16 protein-coding genes and 5 tRNA genes are annotated in these 17,433 nt (G+C 38.0%); 4 read left to right on the top strand and 17 right to left on the bottom strand.

The features are described 5' to 3' along the window. From J7K05_00940 to secG, 14 genes are all read right to left on the bottom strand, one after another. The coding region (locus J7K05_00940) for a hypothetical protein (protein MCD6194756.1) at positions 1-3,673 on the bottom strand (3,673 nt) is incomplete at its 3' end. Positions 3,674-3,751: 78 nt separating this feature from the next. After that, positions 3,752-4,777 carry an endolytic transglycosylase MltG gene (gene mltG / locus J7K05_00935; GenBank protein ID MCD6194755.1) on the bottom strand — a complete coding sequence of 342 codons (1,026 nt, stop codon included), beginning with the start codon at positions 4,775-4,777 and terminating at the stop codon, positions 3,752-3,754. A gap of 4 nt (positions 4,778-4,781) precedes the next feature. Further along, complete coding sequence (locus J7K05_00930) at positions 4,782-6,359, bottom strand: hypothetical protein (protein ID MCD6194754.1); 1,578 nt, start codon at positions 6,357-6,359, stop codon at positions 4,782-4,784. A gap of 7 nt (positions 6,360-6,366) precedes the next feature. Further along, positions 6,367-7,599 (bottom strand): rod shape-determining protein, encoded by a 1,233-nt coding sequence (locus J7K05_00925; GenBank protein ID MCD6194753.1) that lies wholly within the window; start codon positions 7,597-7,599, stop codon positions 6,367-6,369. Between the two features lie 53 nt (positions 7,600-7,652). Next, positions 7,653-8,309, bottom strand: coding sequence for an MBL fold metallo-hydrolase (locus J7K05_00920; GenBank protein ID MCD6194752.1), 657 nt, complete (start codon positions 8,307-8,309; stop codon positions 7,653-7,655). Positions 8,310-8,312: 3 nt separating this feature from the next. Beyond that, positions 8,313-9,572 (bottom strand): 30S ribosomal protein S1, encoded by a 1,260-nt coding sequence (locus J7K05_00915; GenBank protein MCD6194751.1) that lies wholly within the window; start codon positions 9,570-9,572, stop codon positions 8,313-8,315. Positions 9,573-9,574: 2 nt separating this feature from the next. Further along, positions 9,575-9,994 (bottom strand): hypothetical protein, encoded by a 420-nt coding sequence (locus J7K05_00910; GenBank protein MCD6194750.1) that lies wholly within the window; start codon positions 9,992-9,994, stop codon positions 9,575-9,577. Between the two features lie 23 nt (positions 9,995-10,017). After that, positions 10,018-10,089: transfer RNA gene (locus J7K05_00905), tRNA-Thr, on the bottom strand. Positions 10,090-10,108: 19 nt separating this feature from the next. Then, positions 10,109-10,193 (bottom strand) — tRNA-Leu (locus tag J7K05_00900). Between the two features lie 168 nt (positions 10,194-10,361). Further along, positions 10,362-10,434: transfer RNA gene (locus J7K05_00895), tRNA-Pro, on the bottom strand. Positions 10,435-10,451: 17 nt separating this feature from the next. After that, a tRNA-Cys gene (locus J7K05_00890) sits at positions 10,452-10,522 on the bottom strand. Between the two features lie 58 nt (positions 10,523-10,580). Then, a tRNA-Phe gene (locus tag J7K05_00885) sits at positions 10,581-10,652 on the bottom strand. A 92-nt stretch (positions 10,653-10,744) separates the two neighbouring features. Next, positions 10,745-12,358 (bottom strand): hypothetical protein, encoded by a 1,614-nt coding sequence (locus J7K05_00880; protein MCD6194749.1) that lies wholly within the window; start codon positions 12,356-12,358, stop codon positions 10,745-10,747. Further along, a complete protein-coding gene (gene secG / locus J7K05_00875; GenBank protein MCD6194748.1) occupies positions 12,345-12,557 on the bottom strand; it encodes a preprotein translocase subunit SecG in 213 nt (70 codons plus the stop codon). Before secG ends, J7K05_00880 begins: the two co-directional genes overlap by 14 nt. A gap of 93 nt (positions 12,558-12,650) precedes the next feature. Between secG and J7K05_00870 the strand changes: the two genes are divergently transcribed. Next, positions 12,651-12,926, top strand: a complete 276-nt coding sequence (locus tag J7K05_00870) for a hypothetical protein (protein MCD6194747.1) — start codon at positions 12,651-12,653, stop codon at positions 12,924-12,926. Here the strand turns inward: J7K05_00870 and J7K05_00865 are convergent. Next, on the bottom strand, positions 12,923-13,318 hold the full coding sequence (locus tag J7K05_00865; protein MCD6194746.1) for a signal peptidase II: 396 nt from the start codon (positions 13,316-13,318) through the stop codon (positions 12,923-12,925). The genes J7K05_00870 and J7K05_00865 overlap by 4 nt on opposite strands. Further along, on the bottom strand, positions 13,315-13,737 hold the full coding sequence (locus J7K05_00860; protein MCD6194745.1) for a TraR/DksA C4-type zinc finger protein: 423 nt from the start codon (positions 13,735-13,737) through the stop codon (positions 13,315-13,317). Before J7K05_00860 ends, J7K05_00865 begins: the two co-directional genes overlap by 4 nt. Positions 13,738-13,846: 109 nt before the next feature. Between J7K05_00860 and amrA the strand changes: the two genes are divergently transcribed. Then, positions 13,847-14,389, top strand: a complete 543-nt coding sequence (amrA, locus tag J7K05_00855; GenBank protein MCD6194744.1) for an AmmeMemoRadiSam system protein A — start codon at positions 13,847-13,849, stop codon at positions 14,387-14,389. Next, positions 14,352-16,052, top strand: coding sequence for a hypothetical protein (locus J7K05_00850; protein MCD6194743.1), 1,701 nt, complete (start codon positions 14,352-14,354; stop codon positions 16,050-16,052). The genes amrA and J7K05_00850 overlap by 38 nt, the downstream gene beginning before the upstream one ends. On the opposite strand, the gene amrB is transcribed toward J7K05_00850, so the two are convergent. Then, positions 16,049-16,843 carry an AmmeMemoRadiSam system protein B gene (amrB, locus tag J7K05_00845; GenBank protein ID MCD6194742.1) on the bottom strand — a complete coding sequence of 265 codons (795 nt, stop codon included), beginning with the start codon at positions 16,841-16,843 and terminating at the stop codon, positions 16,049-16,051. The two genes, J7K05_00850 and amrB, sit on opposite strands and share 4 nt — an antisense overlap. Positions 16,844-16,907: 64 nt before the next feature. Here amrB and J7K05_00840 point away from each other — a divergent pair. Then, positions 16,908-17,433, top strand: a 526-nt coding sequence (locus J7K05_00840) for a radical SAM protein (GenBank protein MCD6194741.1), incomplete at its 3' end; no start/stop codon positions are given.

Below are 17,433 nucleotides of genomic sequence, written 5' to 3'. Positions count from 1 at the left end.
TGTAGAATACAGCTGAAGTAGTTTCTACATTAGTTTTCCAAGAGACTGAGATAGTAGGAGTAGGTGTTTCCTTTTGTTCTTGGAAGGTGAGAGAAGAGATGGAGGGGTATGGGGGGGTTTGGAAGGTGAGGCTATAGTAAAAAGGAAACCTATCTTGAGTTCGGGCCACTACTCTAATCTGATAATTAGAGCCTGCTTGAAGATCCGTAAGTTCTTTAGAAAAAGAAGTACCATACCCAGATATCTCCACTAAGTGATCCAAACTGCCTGAACCATACTCTATTGCACAAGTTGCTAACTCTGAAGTTTCCCAACTTAACAAAACTCTTGAAGTAGAGAAAACAGAATAAGAAAAATTACGAACCGAAGGAGCAGCAGAAGTTTTAGTCTCATACCACTGGGATTCACCTAAGTTGCCTGAGGAATCTGTCCAGCGGAGTTGGTAGCGGTAGGATTTTTCTGGCTCCAGCCCTACTACTTTAACTTCATGACTATAGGTATACTCAGTATGGCCTTGTTCTGAAACATACTCATTGCCTTCATAGACTCTGACATAAGAAGTAGTGCGTTTGTTAGATACCCAATTTACCACCATAGAACTGGGGCCGGTTTCAACATAAGGTCCATCAATGATTTGGGCTACTCCTGTGGAACAGAATATGGCTGTTTGCCAAGAAGAAGTATTGCCAGCATTGTCCTTACTTCTGACATAAAAGACATTGTCTCCTTCTTGATATGGTGGGGCTTGGATAGTAGTTTGAGTAGTAAATTGAATTTCTCCTTGAGAACCTAACTTATACTCAAAACCAGCAAAACCAGAGTGAGTATCTGATACTTCAGGCCAAGTGAAAGTAAAAATGCTGGTAGTAGAACAACCCAGCGGGGAAACATTGACGTATTCAGGAGGATCAGGAGATTGGTTGTCAAATTTGTAGGTGAAGAGAGTTTCTGGATTTGATTTGTTATTAGCATTATCTTGGGTTTTAACTCGCAAGTAATAGGTGGTGCCCAAGGTTAAAGCTGAAGAATTGGTGAAATAAGTTGCTGTTTGCCACTCTCCCGCTGTTTCAGGATCAGCATTTTGATCAGTTCCAAAATAAACATAATAACCAGCTATTCCAGACTCATTATCTATACCTTCTGACCACTCAAAATACGGTCCCTCTGGAGCATTAGCATTTCCCCACCCCCCATCTGAAAACTCTTTCTCTTTACTGGAGTTAGAATAAGCATTTATTTGGACTGGATTGGTTGGAGGAACTACATCAGCTATGTTCTGAATTGCTAACTCATCCAACTTTCCCCTAAACCATTGACCGCCTGTATCGGAAGCCCCTATATAAAAAACACTGCCCCAATCAGGTGTATCCCAAGAATCCTCAGTAATGTCTAAAAGAGTGCTGCCATCTAAAACCATCTTTATCTGTCCTGAACTTGCTTTATAAAGCACATCCAAACTATGCCAATCAGAAGAGAGGTTTTCTAACTTAACATAAACTCCTGACTTATTACCAAAACTGGGATTAAAATAGATAAATCCTCTAACTGGATCAATCTGCAATCTTGGTTCTGTATTTGAAGCGCTTACACCATAAAGAAGTATTTGGTTGTACTCTCCATCAAAAGATTCCCAGCCAGTACCATCAATTTTGGTCTTAACAATACTTCCTTCGCCTCCATAGTTAGAAACATATAAATACCCGGAAGAGGAGTCATACCAAACATCAAAAGGTAGACTAAAACCATCTAACACTGTCCAGCCAGTACCATCAATTTTGGTCTTAACAATGCGATTATTATTATAATCAGCTACATAAATATAGTCTGAATCAGAATCATAATAAATACCGCGTGGTGAATTAAACTGCAAATCTCCTGCTCCATTACTCCCCAAAGTAGTCCAACCTTCGCCTCCCCATTTAGTTTTAATAATGCGGTGGTTATCTGTATCAGCAATATATAAATATCCGGAAGAGGAGTCATACCATATCCCTTGCGGGTTAACAAACTGCCCCACACCCGAGCCATAACTCCCCCAAGTTTCAGATGAAGATCCTTCAAAATTAGTTTTCATCAAGTAGTCATGGGTGTTGGAAATATAAAAATAACCTGAAAATCTATCATAAGCCATACCCAACATATCAGTCGGCAAATCTCTCCCTAATGAATAAAAAGAGCCATCCATTTTAAAAGCATAGAGTTTTCCTTTATTAACTGCATATATCACTCCCTCTGTTTCACTATAAATAAAATCTCCCCCTCCCCAACTAGATCTATCAATAAGAAAACATTTATCTTTAGCCGCACAGTAAAAATCCCGCCGATACTTTTTATCTAAACTAATCTCATGAATCCCCCCTGCATCCTTAACCAATATATTGCCACTATTTAACAACTGAACTGTATTGGGATTATCAAAAGTCAGATCATCCTGAGTATTAGCATCACTCAAAACAGTCAAAAGCCTGCTTCGAGAATTAAAAGCAAAAGGGATTTCATACAAAAAACCAAAGTGGTAAAGAGTAGAAGCATAAACTTTTTGATTAATAGCATCTATAGCTACTCCTCCATAATCGTATCTTGTGCTGTCTACAGTATCACCCCTTACATATTCCTGCTTTCCAGTACCGTCAGATTTAATTTTTCCCACTGCTCCATTGCGTACATAAAAAACATAATTAGAAGTGGAATCATACCAAATATTGGTTGGGCTGGTGACTCCTGTTGCTACCTCTGTCCAACCTACACCATTCCATTTTGTTTTGATTATCCGGTTATTAAGAGTATCAGCAATATACAAATAACCTGTATTGGTATCACAAAAAATATCACCTGGCTGATAAAACTGCCCTTGACCCGAGCCATAACTACCAAATGTTTCCCACTCTGAACCGGAAAGATCTGTACCAGTTTTCACTAAACGATGGTTATAACTATCAGCTACATAAAGATAATCTCCCATCTTACAAATACCTTCAGGTCTATTAAATTGTCCTTCGCCTGATCCATAACTTCCCAACAATTTCCATTGAGTTCCATCAATTTTAATCCTGCCGACCCTGTTGCCGTATCGCTCATCAGTAAAATAAATAAATTGAGAAGGAGAATCATACCATATCCCCCAAATTCTTGTAGCTAAGCTTTTAACATTTGCCCCACCTATAAACTCAAAATCTGAGAGATCAGGTTTAAGTTTAACTATACTAGAACTGTCGCTAATATACCTTGAAGCAGCAATATATAAATAACCGCTTTCCTGATCAAAGTATAAATCAGCTATACCGGGAAGAGTGGGAATCTGACGTTGAAAATTAAACTCAGGTTTAAACTTTATGGAAAACTGCCCTTCGGCTGGATTTAAATTGTTATCAAGGGAGTAATAAAGAGTTTGTCCTTCAGTAAAACTAACTGCCTGTCCCGAACCACCATATCCCGGTGAAACCAAAGAGGGAAAGGAGGAGCTGGTAGAAGCCGTGGCAGAACCTAACGATTCATCTGCATCCAAAGTTGTATTGTAAGAAGCATAAAAACTTTGGGCTGCTAAACTGCTCTGGGGAACAATAAATTCTAAAACTATGCTTAAAAGAAGAAAAAAAACAAGGAAAACCAAAAAACCCCTTATAAAAACTCTTCTAGATAAAAAGCTCTGTGATTTATATCTAAGTTCAAACATCTTTCCGTTAGATATTATATCACTTTTAATAAAAACACACTCCACAGCTGCACAACTCTGCAAACCCGATAAAAAACTTTAATCACCCTTCCCTATAATTCTCTCCCTCAATTTTAGGTGCTCCTCGTAGGTGGCAGAAAAATAAAGCTTTCCATTTTGGTCAGAAAGAAAATAGTAGTATTGAGAAAAAAGAGGACTAAAAACAGCCTCTATTGATTCTAAACTTGGAGAAGCAATAGGAGCTGGTGGCAAACCTTTGTTTTTATAGGTATTATAAGGCGAATCAATAGACAAATCACTGCTGGAGAGAACCTTTTTCTTCTCTGACAAAACATAGTTTATAGAAGCACAGGACTGAAGAAAATCATTATTTTCTAAACGTTTAAGAAATATCCCAGCTACCAAGCGTCGATCTTTTTCTGTCTTTGCTTCCTTTTCCACCAAAGAAGCTAAAACCAAAGCTTGATAAGGGTCAGAAAGAGGCTTGCTTAAATCCTGATTTAGTACAGACCAAGCTTTGTTTTCAAAATTAGAAATCATTTTAGAGACCAATCTTTGGGCCACTTTGTCAGTTTTTAAAAAGTAGGTATCTCCTAAAAGAAAACCCTCCAAACCAAACTCTTCTATCTTATCAGCAACTGCGGGAAATTTTTCTTTTGCTTCAGCAATAAAACTCCTAACTGCCTCTTTAAAATCTCCTTTTTGAAAACCATATTGAGCATATTTTTCCTTTAGATAAATATCAATTTCCTCAATACTCAAACCTTCAGGAACTGTTACTTTATAGGTTAAAACCTCTCCCTGAACTAAAGTGTCTAATATCTCCGGCACAGAAAGATCGCTGTTTAAGAGATAGGTGCCGGCTTTTATTTTTTTGTCTTTACCAGTCAGAAAAGCATAAATCCGAAAAACATAAGGAGACTTGATTAACCCCTCACGAAAAAGGATTACTGAAACTTCTTCATCTCCAATTTGAGCCGGTATTTCAACCTCCTTGACTATACTTCCACCCTTGCTTTTTAGACCCTGCCAATACCACCAAAAGCAAAAAACAACTAAACCAGTAAAAACTAATAAAAAAACCAAGATAACTTTTTTTCTCATAAAATTACTCTGTTTTTAGCTCTACTTTAATCTGAGAGGGGCGGGAAGGTATTTTTTGCCAAAAAGAAGGAAAGAAACTTACTTCTGCTTTCTCAATCTCCTCAAAGGAGTTTAAATAGCTCTCTGCTTCCTGTTTAGAACGCCCAGCAAGGTTAGATTTTAAAGCCTCTAAATTCAATTTAGGCAAAAGAACAAGATTGGTGCTGATCTTAAGACGCAGCTTTTTGTTTTCGAAATCAAGATTTTTCTCCTTAAACCCCATCTTAGAAAAAGAACTTTGGGCCAACTCCTTGGCTGGACTCAAAACTTTTTCTGCCTCTTCTCTAAGTCTTGTTTTCAAATCTTTATCATAAAAAGCAAAAAAGCTAAACTCTATCTTAACTCTCCCCGTAAAAGCAGTGGCCTCATCTCCTACAGCTGGTGAACAAACCTCTTCTTTTACTTTTTCAAAAACAAAATCATCTCTTTTGACCAAGTCTTCATCTTTTAGTTTTTTGACTTCTTTAGCAAACTCCTCTTTGGCTTCTTCTTTAAGCTTATTTAAAAGAGTTTGGCAATCACTTTCAGTAACCACTTTTATTTTCTTTTTATAACCTCCTGACATAGGAACCTTACTTTCAGCATAAATCTTGGACTGCTTAGCAGTAGGAAGACCAGGGATAATAAACTTGTCAGGAGCGATATTGTATTCAGCCCCTACCTCATCAGCAATAACTTCCACTTCAAGAGTACCGGGAACAATTTGACCTTGGGATATACTTGTACCAGGAACAGTAATCTGTTTTTGAATGCGAAAAATTCTGTTGGTAGAGATTGATTGAAACCTCGTCTGAGCAACTAAAACTTGAGGTGTGGAATCCCAATAGTTGTAAATTGTAATTACCCCTTTGGCTTTGGCTCCTATTTCCTCTTCTCCGCTGGCTACACCCTTGCTTTCTTTTTCTATTTCTTTGCTTACAACCTCTGCTTTGACCTCTTTTTCTTGAGGATTTGAAGATAAAACTAAAGCAAAATCCCTTGTTTGCTCTTCACCTTTTAAATAAAGAGTAACTGTTGTTTTAGGAATATAAAGATAAAGAACAAAAAACAAAATTATAAGAGCAAAACAAGACCCGACAAACAAAACAACTTTTTGCCAGCGGCTAAAAACAGATTTCTTTGTTTTGGATTTGCGTTTTACTTCCTTTGTTTTACTCCTCCTAGACTTTAAAACGCTTTTTCCATCTGGACGAGGTGCAGAGATATCAATAGATTTTCTAAAACCTTTTTCAGGTCCTGGGGACTCAACTGGAGAAGTTCCTCCGCTATTGAGTTCTTTTAGAGAACTATAAACTAAATAACCTGCCTTTCGGGCTAAGTTTTGCCCTACTTCATCTGCAGTTACCACCGACACTTGTTTTTTTAGCTTTTTAGCCTCTCTTTGCAAAAGCTTCAGATTGATAATGCTGTGGGTTAAAATCGCTTCTTTGGGTATTACCAAAACCACCTTTTTTGATTTTGTTTCTTCTAAACGACTAATAACTGAAGGGATTTCCTCATCAGGTTCTAGATAAACAATTTCCATTTTTTTTGCTTTTCCCATAAAATCTTTATGTTCTTAATGCCCTAACAGCTTGAGACAATACTTCATCTAATATAGATTCCTCACCAACTAATTCTAAAGATAAAGAAGCTAAAGCTACGGGGGTAATATCTTCTGGGGCAGAAAGACGGCCAGTACGATCAATTACTGAAGAAATGCCTTTTAAGCTCAAAAACTCTACTTTAGGCGAACGGGCAAAAGGAAGGCCCTTGCGCCAATCACTTTTTTGCAGCTGCTTCTTTATCTCGGGCAAAAGCGACCCACCCCCACAAAGGAATATCCGCGAAGGCAAAAGATCCTCATCAACAAACTCAGCCAAAGAAAGATTAAGCCCCTCTGCCCAAACAGAAACATCTCTCCTAAACCCTTTTTGCACTTTCTTTTTTATTTCTGGCACCACATTACCTGCGGAGTATTTAAGCTTTATTTTTTCTGCTTCGGAAAAAGAAAGATTTAACTCTTGGGCAATACGGTTAGTAAAAGCCCTGCCGCCCAAAGCAAACATCTTTGTCCCCTCAATTCCTCCTTTCCTGACTACAGCTACATCAGTAGTGCCGCCGCCAATATCAATAAAAATAGCAGAATAATCCCCCTCCTCAATAAAAGCCCGAGCTACAGCATAAGGCTCAACAGCAATAGAAAGCAAATCCAAACCCAATTCATCAGCAATAGTCTGCAAAGCTCCTAAATGTACAAGTGGGGCAAAAGCATTAAAAACACCTACAACCACCTCTTTGCCCTTAAAACCAATAGGGTTATTAACTCTGTATCCGTCTATTTTAACCTCTACAATAGCGGAATTAACTAATTTAACCTCTACAGAAGAGTGTCCAGTTTCTTCTGCTAATATCTCTCGGGCTTGGCTAAAGGCTTCCTCCTGAACACGACGGATAATTTTAGCCAGCTCTTTAAAAGTAATTTCCTTTTCGGGATTAAGGCGAGTGTAGTGAACAATTGTAGTAGCCCCCTTTACCAATTCACCCGCAATACCTAAAATCGCCTTGGGAGCCTGACTTTGTGCCTCTTTCTCTGCCTCTTCAATAGCCAACTCCGCGGTCTGGATAACGCCTTTAATGTCTCTAACCGCACCTCCCTGCATATCGCCAAGACGCTGACGCTTTCTGCCAGCCCCTATTATCTCTGCTTTTCCCTCTTTAACTTCAAAAATCAAAGTCTTAACAAACTCTGTACCAATATCCAAAGCTAAAGCTAAATTTTTCTGTTTTCTGCGCCAAAACATCGCCTACTATTATAACACAAAAGGGAAACTGCCAATTGTCTGTCCAAAGTAAGTTACTTAGCAGGTTCAAGCAAAACCACCTCTCTTTCTTCTTGCCGAGCCAGTTTTTCTTTTTCTACCTTCAACTCTTTAAGCGGCTGGGGATGCTTGCCTTCTAGCTCTAAAAACTTATCTACAGGTTCAAGATCAATATTTAATCCCTTAATTTTGTAGTGAATAGGAACAATAATTTTAGGATCAATCTGATTAGCAATCTCAAATGCTTCCTCTGCCCCTACTGTGTAAACTCCGCCTACAGGGATAAATAAAATATCAACATTATTAAGCGCCTCTACCTGTTCTTCATATAGTTTTTTCTGCCCTATATCACCCAAGTGAGCTATATTTATACCCTCACTTTGAAGCAAATACATATAAACCTTCCCTCTTTTTCTGCCCATCTCATTATCGTGCCAAGCAGGGATACCTCTTATAATTATCCCTTCAGCTTCAAACTCTCCTGCTCCTTCAAAAAAAGCAAACTCTTTCTTTCCTTCTCTAGGCTTAATCGCTGAAACATTGTTATGGTCAAAGTGATTATGGGTTACCAAAACAATATCAGCCCTAAAATTAGGCATTTTTAAGCCAATATTTTTAAAGGGATCAATAATAACTATTTTGTTCCCGGTTTTAATCTGAACACACGCTTGCCCAAACCATTTAATAATCATAAATTACTTTTTGGTAATTGCTTTTTTAAGACTTTTAGCTGACTTAGAACTAATTTTAAGAACCTTTGCCAACTCCTCTTCCTTCATTTTTTCCAACTCTTTGATAGCTATGCCTTGGCTAATAATCTTTTTAATCAGCTCTGCTGAAAGTTTGGCTTTTTTGAGCATCTCCCTCTCTTTTTCCACCTTTTCTGGCAAAAGAGAAGGGTAAACAAGAATCAAGCGGTGGTTTTCAGGATCAATTTCTTTAATTTTAAACTCATACTCCTCTCCTTCTTTAAAAGTCGCTTCCAAATCAATACCAAATTTCACCGGCAAAAGCGAAAGAGGAACCAGACCTTCAATCCCTTCCTCTACCCTGACCAAAACTCCAAAAGGAACAACTTTTTTGATTTTACCTTTTATCTTGGTGCCAACTTTGAACTTTTTTACTTTGGTCAACCAAGGATCTTTACTCATCCGCTTTAAAGATAAAGCCACCCGACCATTTTCAATAGAAACAATTTTAGCCTTTAATTTTTGCCCGATTTCAAACTGGCTTTTGAGATCTTCTACTCTTTCCCAAGACACTTCAGAGATATGAACTAAACCCTCTAAATCATCTAAAAATTTGACAAAGAGACCAAAATCAGCAATTCCTGTAACCTCCACTTCTAAAACTTCTCCTGTTTTCAATTTTTGGACTTGTTTTAGGCGTCTTTCTTCTTCAGCTGCTCTTTCAGAAAAAATAAGCTTTACCGGATCATAATCAAAGTTAATAACTCTGGTTTTGAACTTTTTACCTATATAACTCTGCAATCTCTTTAATATCTCCTCTCTATCGCCTCCTTCTACCCGCGGATAATGTTTTAAGGTCAGCTGAGACACAGGCAAAAACCCACAAACATTCTCTTTGCAAACAATCAAGCCTCCGCGATTAGCTTGGCTCACCTCAACTTCAACTATTTCATTTTCCTCATAAGCTTTCTTAAGATAAGCCCAAACCTCATCTTTGTTTAGCGGACGCATTGACAAAACTAAATTACCCTCATCATCCGAAGGTTCTAATACAGAAACTTCAACTTTACTCCCAATCTCAACTGCCTTTTCATCGCTGACCTCCTGTTTAGGAACAAAGCCCACAAACTTTCCCTCAATATCAACCCATACCCGATTTTGCTCTATAGCAAAAATAACACCTTCAAGTTTGCTGCCTTTTTTAAATAAAGATAAATCATAAAGCGGCAGATTTTTGGTCTTAGTTTTTTTAGCAGCTGTTGGCATCATTAGTTTTTAGTTTTTGCCCGAGGTAGATACTTCTTTTTTCTCTCCCACTCCTTCTCCTCTTTCCGAAGAGGCAGAAAAACCTTAACCACCACTTTAATTAGATAGATAATCCAGACCAAAGCAATTAACCCTACTAACAAAAAGGCAAAAGGGCAACCCAAGTAAGCCACGCTTTGGCTTCTAAAAAACCACACTAGCAAAAACAAGAAACTGACAGTAAAGAGAAAGTAAAATATCTCCTCTCTTAAAATACGCTGTGCTTTGCTATTTTTAAACAAAATAGACATTAAAGTCAAGTAAACAAAGGAAAAAACTAAAACTCCCAAAGCTAAATACAAAGAGGGCTTTTTAAACCAAAAATCGGCTGAAGGTTGAGCATCAAACCAAAATGAAGCTTTAAGCCACAAAGAAGAATTCATAAAAAATAATACAAATAAGCTTAAGCCGAGGAAGGGACTTGAACCCTTAACCTGCCGCTTACAAGGCGGCTGCTCTACCATTGAGCTACCTCGGCAAACACTTTTGTCTAACTATGCCCAGGGGGGGACTCGAACCCCCATGCTCGAAAACGAGCCAGGCTCCTCAGGCCTGTGCGTATACCAATTCCGCCACCTGGGCAAATAATTAAAATAATACCTTAACAAACACTCTAGTAACAAGGTGCGGGGAAAACGCCAAGCTCCCCAGGCCTGTGCGTATACCCCTGCCTGCCGCCTGCCTGACGGCAGTCAGGGCAGGCAGGGCAGACAGGATTCGAGCCCGCAAAAAAGGAATTTTAGCTCTTTATCGGGGTGGCGGGACTCGAACCCGCGACCACAGGACCCCCAGCCCTGTGCGCTACCAACTGCGCCACACCCCGAGATTTTGGAATTAATTAGGCGTGGCCGGGATTTGAACCCGGGTACACGGTTTTGCAAACCGTTGCCTAACCGCTCGGCCACCACGCCAATTAAACAACTATTACTCTAAAAACCTCAAAACAACTACAATTAAATTTATAAATTATGCCGGAGGGCGGAATCGAACCGCCGACACCAGGTTTTTCAGACCTGTGCTCTACCACTGAGCTACCCCGGCACAAAATTAAAATTTTAAAACTTTACTTCCAACTTAACCCATAAGAGCTCTTTTTTATTCTACAAACAAAATATAACGCAATCAAGAACTCCTTACTTGGAAGGAGCTAAATACCACTGAGACACCTCTTTAAACCTATCTGAAGGCTGATCCCCTTGAATGCTCAAAGAAGCCCCACCTACCCCCCGAGTAGCCCAAATGTAAGGAACAGAAAAAAGAAAACTTGCCGGATAGTCTGAAGCAACCGCTTCAGCAATTTCAACCTTCTCTTCTCTCTTGTTGTTTGCCTCTGCCAATAATCTATCCACTTTTTCCGAAGCAAAACCAGAAAAGTTCAATTCGCTCTGAGAATACCAACGACTCAAATCCCAATCCCTACCAATAGCCTCAGCCCAAAGCACGGCTTCAAAATCACCGCTAAACACCCTATCAGCTAAAGAAAGCTCATCCATTGGAATTAAAACCACCTTTACCCCTGCCTTTTCCCAAAATTCAACCAACAAAGAAGCTACTTCATTATAAGGATAAGAATCGCTGTAAAGAAGATTGATCTCCAACTTCTTTGCTGACAAAAGAGAACGAGCTTCTTTAGTGTCAAACTCTGTTTTTGTCTTTTTGGCTCCAGCAGGCAAAGGAAGAGACGTTAGCTCAATAAAGGGAATATTGGCCGCAATTTTCTCCCTGTCAATAGCTTTGTCTAAAGCCTGACGCACCTTAAGCTCTTTAAATTTTTCCTTCTTTAAGTTATAAAAAACAGCTGTGTACTGGGAAAGGGAAACAAGATGAAAGGTTGTTTTTTTGTCTTTAAAATCTTTGGCTTCTGATAAAAGCATTTGACCTAAACCTGAAAAAGGAAGAGACTTAAACGCAGAACTGGCTTCATCTATTGATGGCTTAACTATAATCTGTATTTCTTTCAAATAGCTTTTAAAAGGAAAACTATCAAAACGCGAAAGCTTTACTATCAAATCTCCTGTTTTTAATCTTTGAATACCTGCAAACTTAAAAGGACCGTTTCCTACAGGCTGAAGATTAAAGTTGAAACCTTGCAAACGGCTCAAATCCTTATCTTTAAGCAAATGTGCAGGCAAGAGAGGGAACCTTAATAACTTTGGTTCTATTTTTTCTTCTTGAGAATAAGAAAGAACAACTTTATCAGAGGCAACTTTTTTGGCTTTAATCTTGCTCCAAGTTTTCCCCCAAAGAGCTAAAGCCTTAACTTTTTTAAACAAAGAAAGAGTAAACAAAAAATCATCAGGCCCAACCTTTGTGCCATCATGCCAATAAATATCAGAACGAAACACAAGTTCTCCCTGAGATTCTTTAAAATTAAATTTCTTTAAGATCTGCCCTTTTAGCTCACCTTTTTCGTTGTAGTCAACTAAATAAAGGAAAAGAATGCGAGAAACATCTTTCTCTACCCTGCTTTCAGCAAAAAAAGGATTAAAGTTCTCTACACTACCAAAACTAACCTCTTTATAAACCCCTCCGTAAACAGGCGCTTCTGGTTGCAGCTCATTAAAAATCTCTATCCCTCTGGCAAACCAAAGAACAATAAAAAGTAAAAGCAACACCAAAATCAATTTCTTTTCCTTGAAAGTTAAACTAGCCAAAAGGCGGTCCCCAAAAAACAAAACCCGCAAGACACTCTTCCTACAAACACGAAAAAAAGAAGAAAAGAAAGCAAAAAACTTAGTAGATGACATTAAGCAAAGCTAAAATAACAAAAGCTAAACCCAAAATAATAGTGCCAACAAAAAGAAATTTCTCAATACCTCGCCGCGTATGATAAACCACACTCTCCCCACCAAAAGCACCACCTAAAGTTGTGCCTTGCTGCTGTAAAAGCACAAAAATAACCAGCAAAACCGCTACTACCACTTCAGCGATCTCTAAATCAGACATATAGATTAAATAATAGATAGAAATGAGAAAAAAAGCAAGCAAAATAATAGTTTGCTCTTGCTTAACCCTCTTTATGTTTTTAAAATAACTCTGATGACAGAAATCAACAAACAAGAAATCCAGCGCAAAATCAAAGAATTGCAACAAAAAATTGCCAAAGGAGAAATTAACGAAGCAAAACCAGAGGCCTATAGCATTGAAACCTCTCCAAAAACTAATAAAATAAATAGTTTTTATGTTCTGGAACCCAAGCCTTTAATTTTAGCAATCAGTCTTTCTATTCTAATTTTGGCTGGGCTTTATATCTTAGAAACCCATACTCCTTATATTTCCCAACTAACCCTGTGGTTATTTGACCTGATTTCTTAAACAGACTCTGTATCCTTACGAGAAAAATAAAAGCCAAAAAGAAGAAATAAACCAACCAAAAGCAAAATATCAGCCAAATTTGATCTAACAGAAGACAAACCAAAATCCAACACCCCTCCTCTAGTTAAACGATCCACCAGATTGGAAACAGCACCGCCAAAACAAAAACCCATTCCCAAACTCGCCCACAAATTACTCTCAATAAGATCCCTGTCCCGCCAATAAAGGCCAAAAAGCAAAACCAAAAACAATACACTAATAACTCCAGCCGCTGTATTAGAAAAAACTAAAGTTTGAGAGGTTATGACTACATAATCAGGCAAAAACCTCTCTAACAAAAACTTTACTAACTGGTCTGATATTAGTGATAAAAGAGCAAAAATAGCAATCACTTTTTCTTTTTTTTATTAACTAATTTGCTTTTAGCAAAACGCCAAATCTTATGCCAGAATCGGGGAGGTTTTTTACAACCAGCATGAGTAATAGCTGCTGGATAAGCCTTCAGGCGCGCTTGGGGAATAGGTTTACCACAAACTAAACACAATCCATATTTCCGCCTTTTAAGCAAACGCAAAGCCATCTTGGTTTCCCGTAAAAGCTCTGAAAGACGCCGTTCTAAAGAGATATTTTCAGAAAAATCCTGAACTTCTTGCACATCAGAATCTACATCGCGACCATAAACCGGAAACCTTACCAAAAACCTTCTGCCTCTCTTTCTCTTGGCTCTCAACTCCTTAAGCTGCTTCTGCAGCTCTTCCTGCTGCTTTAAAAGCTTTTCTCTCTGCTTATTAAGAAAAGATTCGCTCAACATAGTACTTAAAAGCATAGCAAAACAAAAAATCTGGTCAAGATTGACATCAGCCTCTAAAAAAGGGATAACTTAACTTTACTTTGAAAAGCAGCTCAGTTAAGTTGTAAGTATGAAAGATATAAGTTCTTTAAGTCAGAAAGATTTACCCAAACTCGCCCGTCTTGTCGTTAAAACTTTTCTGCAAAAACAATCTCTCCCCTCTTTTGCTAAACTGCCTCCTTTCTTAAGAAAACCCAAAGCCTGTTTTGTTAGTTTGCACCACAAAAGAAATAATGACTTAAGAGGTTGTATTGGCACGATTTTTCCTGTTAAAAAAACTCTTTGGGAAGAACTATGTCAAAACGCCCTTTGCGCTGCCTTCTCTGACCCACGTTTTCCCCCTCTTTCTGAAGCAGAGCTTAGTGAAGTAAAATTCAGCGTAGATTTGCTTAGCTCACCCCAAAAAACAAAATTCTCTAAACTTAACCCCAAAAAATTAGGCTTGATTGCAAAAACCCCTGATGGAAGAATGGGTCTACTTTTACCTGACATTGAAGGTATTAAAACACCTCATCAACAACTATCAATCTGCCTAAAAAAAGGAAAAATTGGACCCAAAGAAAAATACGATCTCTATGTCTTCAAAACCCAACGATACAAAGAAAAAGAGTAAGTTAAAAACTCTTTATTTCTACCAAGTGGTAGTGAACACCAAAACTACTCAAAGAGATATTTTTACTTACAAACACAAACAAAAAATCCCAGCCAAAACTCTCGTAGAAGTAGACTTCAGAGGGAGAAAGCTAACAGGCTTTGTCCTCAGAGAGATTAGCAAACCAAACTTTCCTTTAAAAAAAATCAAGCCAATTAGCAAAATTATTGACTACTTTCCTCTTTTAGAAGAACCGCAAATTAAACTCGCAGAATTTTCCGCCAAATACTACTTCACTTCTTTAGGAAAAACAATTTTCTGGGGATTGCCCCAAATTGCCCGACGCCTGGCTACTAAAGAACCAGTATCACTGCCAAAAACTAAAAAAGGAAAAAAATTCACCTCCTTTTTTTACCAAGCAGACGAGCGGCAAAGAGAAAAAATTTTTTCTCAATTCATTGAAAATGAAAGTGAAAAAGGTCAAATTCTCCTCCTTTTTCCCAACCTAAACCACTGGCTGGCTAAAAAATTAGCTAAAAAATTCAAAGCTAAAGTCTTAGATAACCTTACTCGCACCCAAGAATACCAAGCCTGGGTTTTAGCCCGCCAAAGCAAAAAGGGAGTGTTTATCGGCTCCCAAAAAGCGGTTTTTTTGCCTTTTCAAAACCTACGTTTGATCTTAGTAAATGACCCGGCTGATCCCAATTTTAAACAAGAACAAGACCCTAAAATAAACACCACCCTTTTGGCCAAACAATTAGCTAAAATTCTAAAAATTAAAATCATTCTCTCTGGCTTCCTCCCTGACCCAGAAACCTATCTTGAAACTAAAAACAAAAGAACATTTTTCAGAAAAGTGTTTAAACCCAACTCCGTCCACTTAGTTGATTTGAACAAAGAAAACAATCTTATAGGATTTTACACTGAACAAGCCTTACAAAAGAGCATTAAAAAAGATAAAAAGGCTATTGTATTTCACAATCGCCTCGGTTTTGCCAAACTCTTTCTCTGCCAAGACTGCGGATTTTCAATGTATGCGGAAAAAAATGCTCTCCCTCCGGCTCTTTGCCCAACTTGCCAGAGCCCAAAACTCAAAACCCACTCTTTTGGCCTTGAAAGAATAAAATACGACCTCAAACAACTATTCCCTGAAGCTTTGGTGAGCATTTTTACCAGAGAAAAAAAAGAGCCCACAGGCCAAATTATTGTAGCTTCCAGCGCCGGTTTAAATTTAGAACCAAAGTTTAACCTTTCAATAGTCAGCCTGCTCGAGATTGGGCTTAGTCTGCCGGACCCAATGATGGCTTTTAAAACCTTCTATTTTACACTCTCTGCTTTAGGTAAAGGCAAAAAGAAAGTTCTCCAAACTTTTACCCCAGAACACTACTTGACTGTAGCCACACTCCATTTTGACTTTGAGTGGTTTTTTAAACACTGGTTGGCAATCAGAAAAAAACACAAACTTTTTCCTTTTTATAAAGAAATAAAGATAATTCCCAAAGATATCCAAAAAAGAAAAATCCTTATTAAAAAGCTCAAAAACTGCCCGGAAATAAAAGCCTGCTATGAATTGGCTAACCAAGAGACTACTTATATTCTTGCTACTTTAAAAAAAGAGCCTTCTTTAAAATTAAAGAAGATCCTCTCTTCAGATAAACTTAAAATTGACATCAATCCCTTTTAGCTAAATTCAATGTCTGCCACTAAATAACCAATACCAAAAGGGGCCTCATAAGAAAGGATTTTGCCTTGCCATTTCCTTTGATCCAAAAGACCAAGCATTATTGCAATTGAACGATAACCACACTCCCCTGCAGACTCTATTAAGTTTTCATCCAAAGAAAGAATCCCCTTAGTATTTCCTTTTTTGAGAAATTCAATTATCTTTTTGTCAAAAATTTTTCCTTCTCTCACATATCCATATTGGCTGTATTTTAAACGGTGGGACAAATCCCCAGAAGCCACAAAAGCAACCTTTTTTTCTGTTTTACCCACAACTTCACCTAAAAGCTGGCCAAAACTAAAATGTTTAGGCACAGAAAGATAGGAATAAGTGATAGGCACAACCTTAACCTTTAACCCTTCTGCTAAATAATAAAGGGGGACCAAAACCCCATGATCAATCTCATAGGCTTCTTTGCCATTGTCATAAGGTACTATTGGGATATCTGCCTTCTGTGCTTCCTGATTTAGGGCATAAACCAATTCCAAATCATTTTGATAGGTTTTTTCCATTTGGGCTCCAAAATGAGCTAAACTACCCCGCAGAAACGGCATAGCGCAAACATTAAAACTATCTGGATAAATCAAACCATGGGGAGTAACAATAATTATTGTTTCAGGTTTTAGTTTCTTGAATTTCTGATTAAGTTTTTTAAGAGCAGAAATAGTCTTTTTAACCCTCCTTGTTTCCTCTCCTCCAACTTCAGGAATAATAATTGGTGGATGAGGAGAAATAACAGCGGAAATAAGCATAGCTAAACCAATTATAATTCCCCCTTGAAACAAAAACAACTTAATTCCTGCTACAATTAAAACAATGAGGGAATCAATTCTCTATCAAAAACTTGAAAACAAAAAAGTAAAATGCCTTACCTGTAATCACTACTGCCTGCTCTCACCCAAACAAAGAGGGATCTGCGGAGTGCGAGAGAACAAAAAAGGAAAGCTGGTTGCTTTAAACTATCCCTATCTTATTGCTGAAGAAATTGACCCCATAGAGAAAAAACCTTTTTATCACTTTATGCCCGGCACCTTTTCTCTTTCTATTGCTACTGCTGGTTGCAACTTTCATTGCTTGTGGTGCCAAAATTGGACCATTTCCCAACTTCCCAAAGAAGGAAAAAATAAAAATTACTGGCTTAAAATGTCATTTAAAAAAACACCTAAGCAAATTATTAGGGAAGCAAAAAAGTTTAACACCCCCTCAATCTCTTACACTTACACTGAACCGACAATATTTTTAGAACTGGCTATAGAAACAATGAAATTGGCTCATAAAGAAAAAATCAAAAACAATTGGGTATCCAACGGCTATTTTTCTCAAGAAACCTTCAAGCTGATTA

Source organism: bacterium (assembly GCA_021157605.1).
GTDB lineage: Bacteria > Patescibacteriota > UBA1384 > JAGGWG01 > JAGGWG01 > JAGGWG01.
Note: the sequence above shows the minus strand (reverse complement) of the source record. Positions and strands in the feature narration are given on the sequence as shown.

Coding starts and splice junctions, on each gene's coding strand:
- mltG (MCD6194755.1), bottom strand. CDS start 4,777: ATGAGAAAAAAAGTTATCTTGGTTTTTTTATTAGTTTTTACTGGTTTA.
- J7K05_00930 (MCD6194754.1), bottom strand. CDS start 6,359: ATGGGAAAAGCAAAAAAAATGGAAATTGTTTATCTAGAACCTGATGAG.
- J7K05_00925 (MCD6194753.1), bottom strand. CDS start 7,599: ATGTTTTGGCGCAGAAAACAGAAAAATTTAGCTTTAGCTTTGGATATT.
- J7K05_00920 (MCD6194752.1), bottom strand. CDS start 8,309: ATGATTATTAAATGGTTTGGGCAAGCGTGTGTTCAGATTAAAACCGGG.
- J7K05_00915 (MCD6194751.1), bottom strand. CDS start 9,572: ATGCCAACAGCTGCTAAAAAAACTAAGACCAAAAATCTGCCGCTTTAT.
- J7K05_00910 (MCD6194750.1), bottom strand. CDS start 9,994: ATGAATTCTTCTTTGTGGCTTAAAGCTTCATTTTGGTTTGATGCTCAA.
- J7K05_00880 (MCD6194749.1), bottom strand. CDS start 12,358: ATGTCATCTACTAAGTTTTTTGCTTTCTTTTCTTCTTTTTTTCGTGTT.
- secG (MCD6194748.1), bottom strand. CDS start 12,557: ATGTCTGATTTAGAGATCGCTGAAGTGGTAGTAGCGGTTTTGCTGGTT.
- J7K05_00870 (MCD6194747.1), top strand. CDS start 12,651: ATGACAGAAATCAACAAACAAGAAATCCAGCGCAAAATCAAAGAATTG.
- J7K05_00860 (MCD6194745.1), bottom strand. CDS start 13,737: ATGTTGAGCGAATCTTTTCTTAATAAGCAGAGAGAAAAGCTTTTAAAG.
- amrA (MCD6194744.1), top strand. CDS start 13,847: ATGAAAGATATAAGTTCTTTAAGTCAGAAAGATTTACCCAAACTCGCC.
- J7K05_00850 (MCD6194743.1), top strand. CDS start 14,352: ATGTCTTCAAAACCCAACGATACAAAGAAAAAGAGTAAGTTAAAAACT.
- amrB (MCD6194742.1), bottom strand. CDS start 16,843: ATGCTTATTTCCGCTGTTATTTCTCCTCATCCACCAATTATTATTCCT.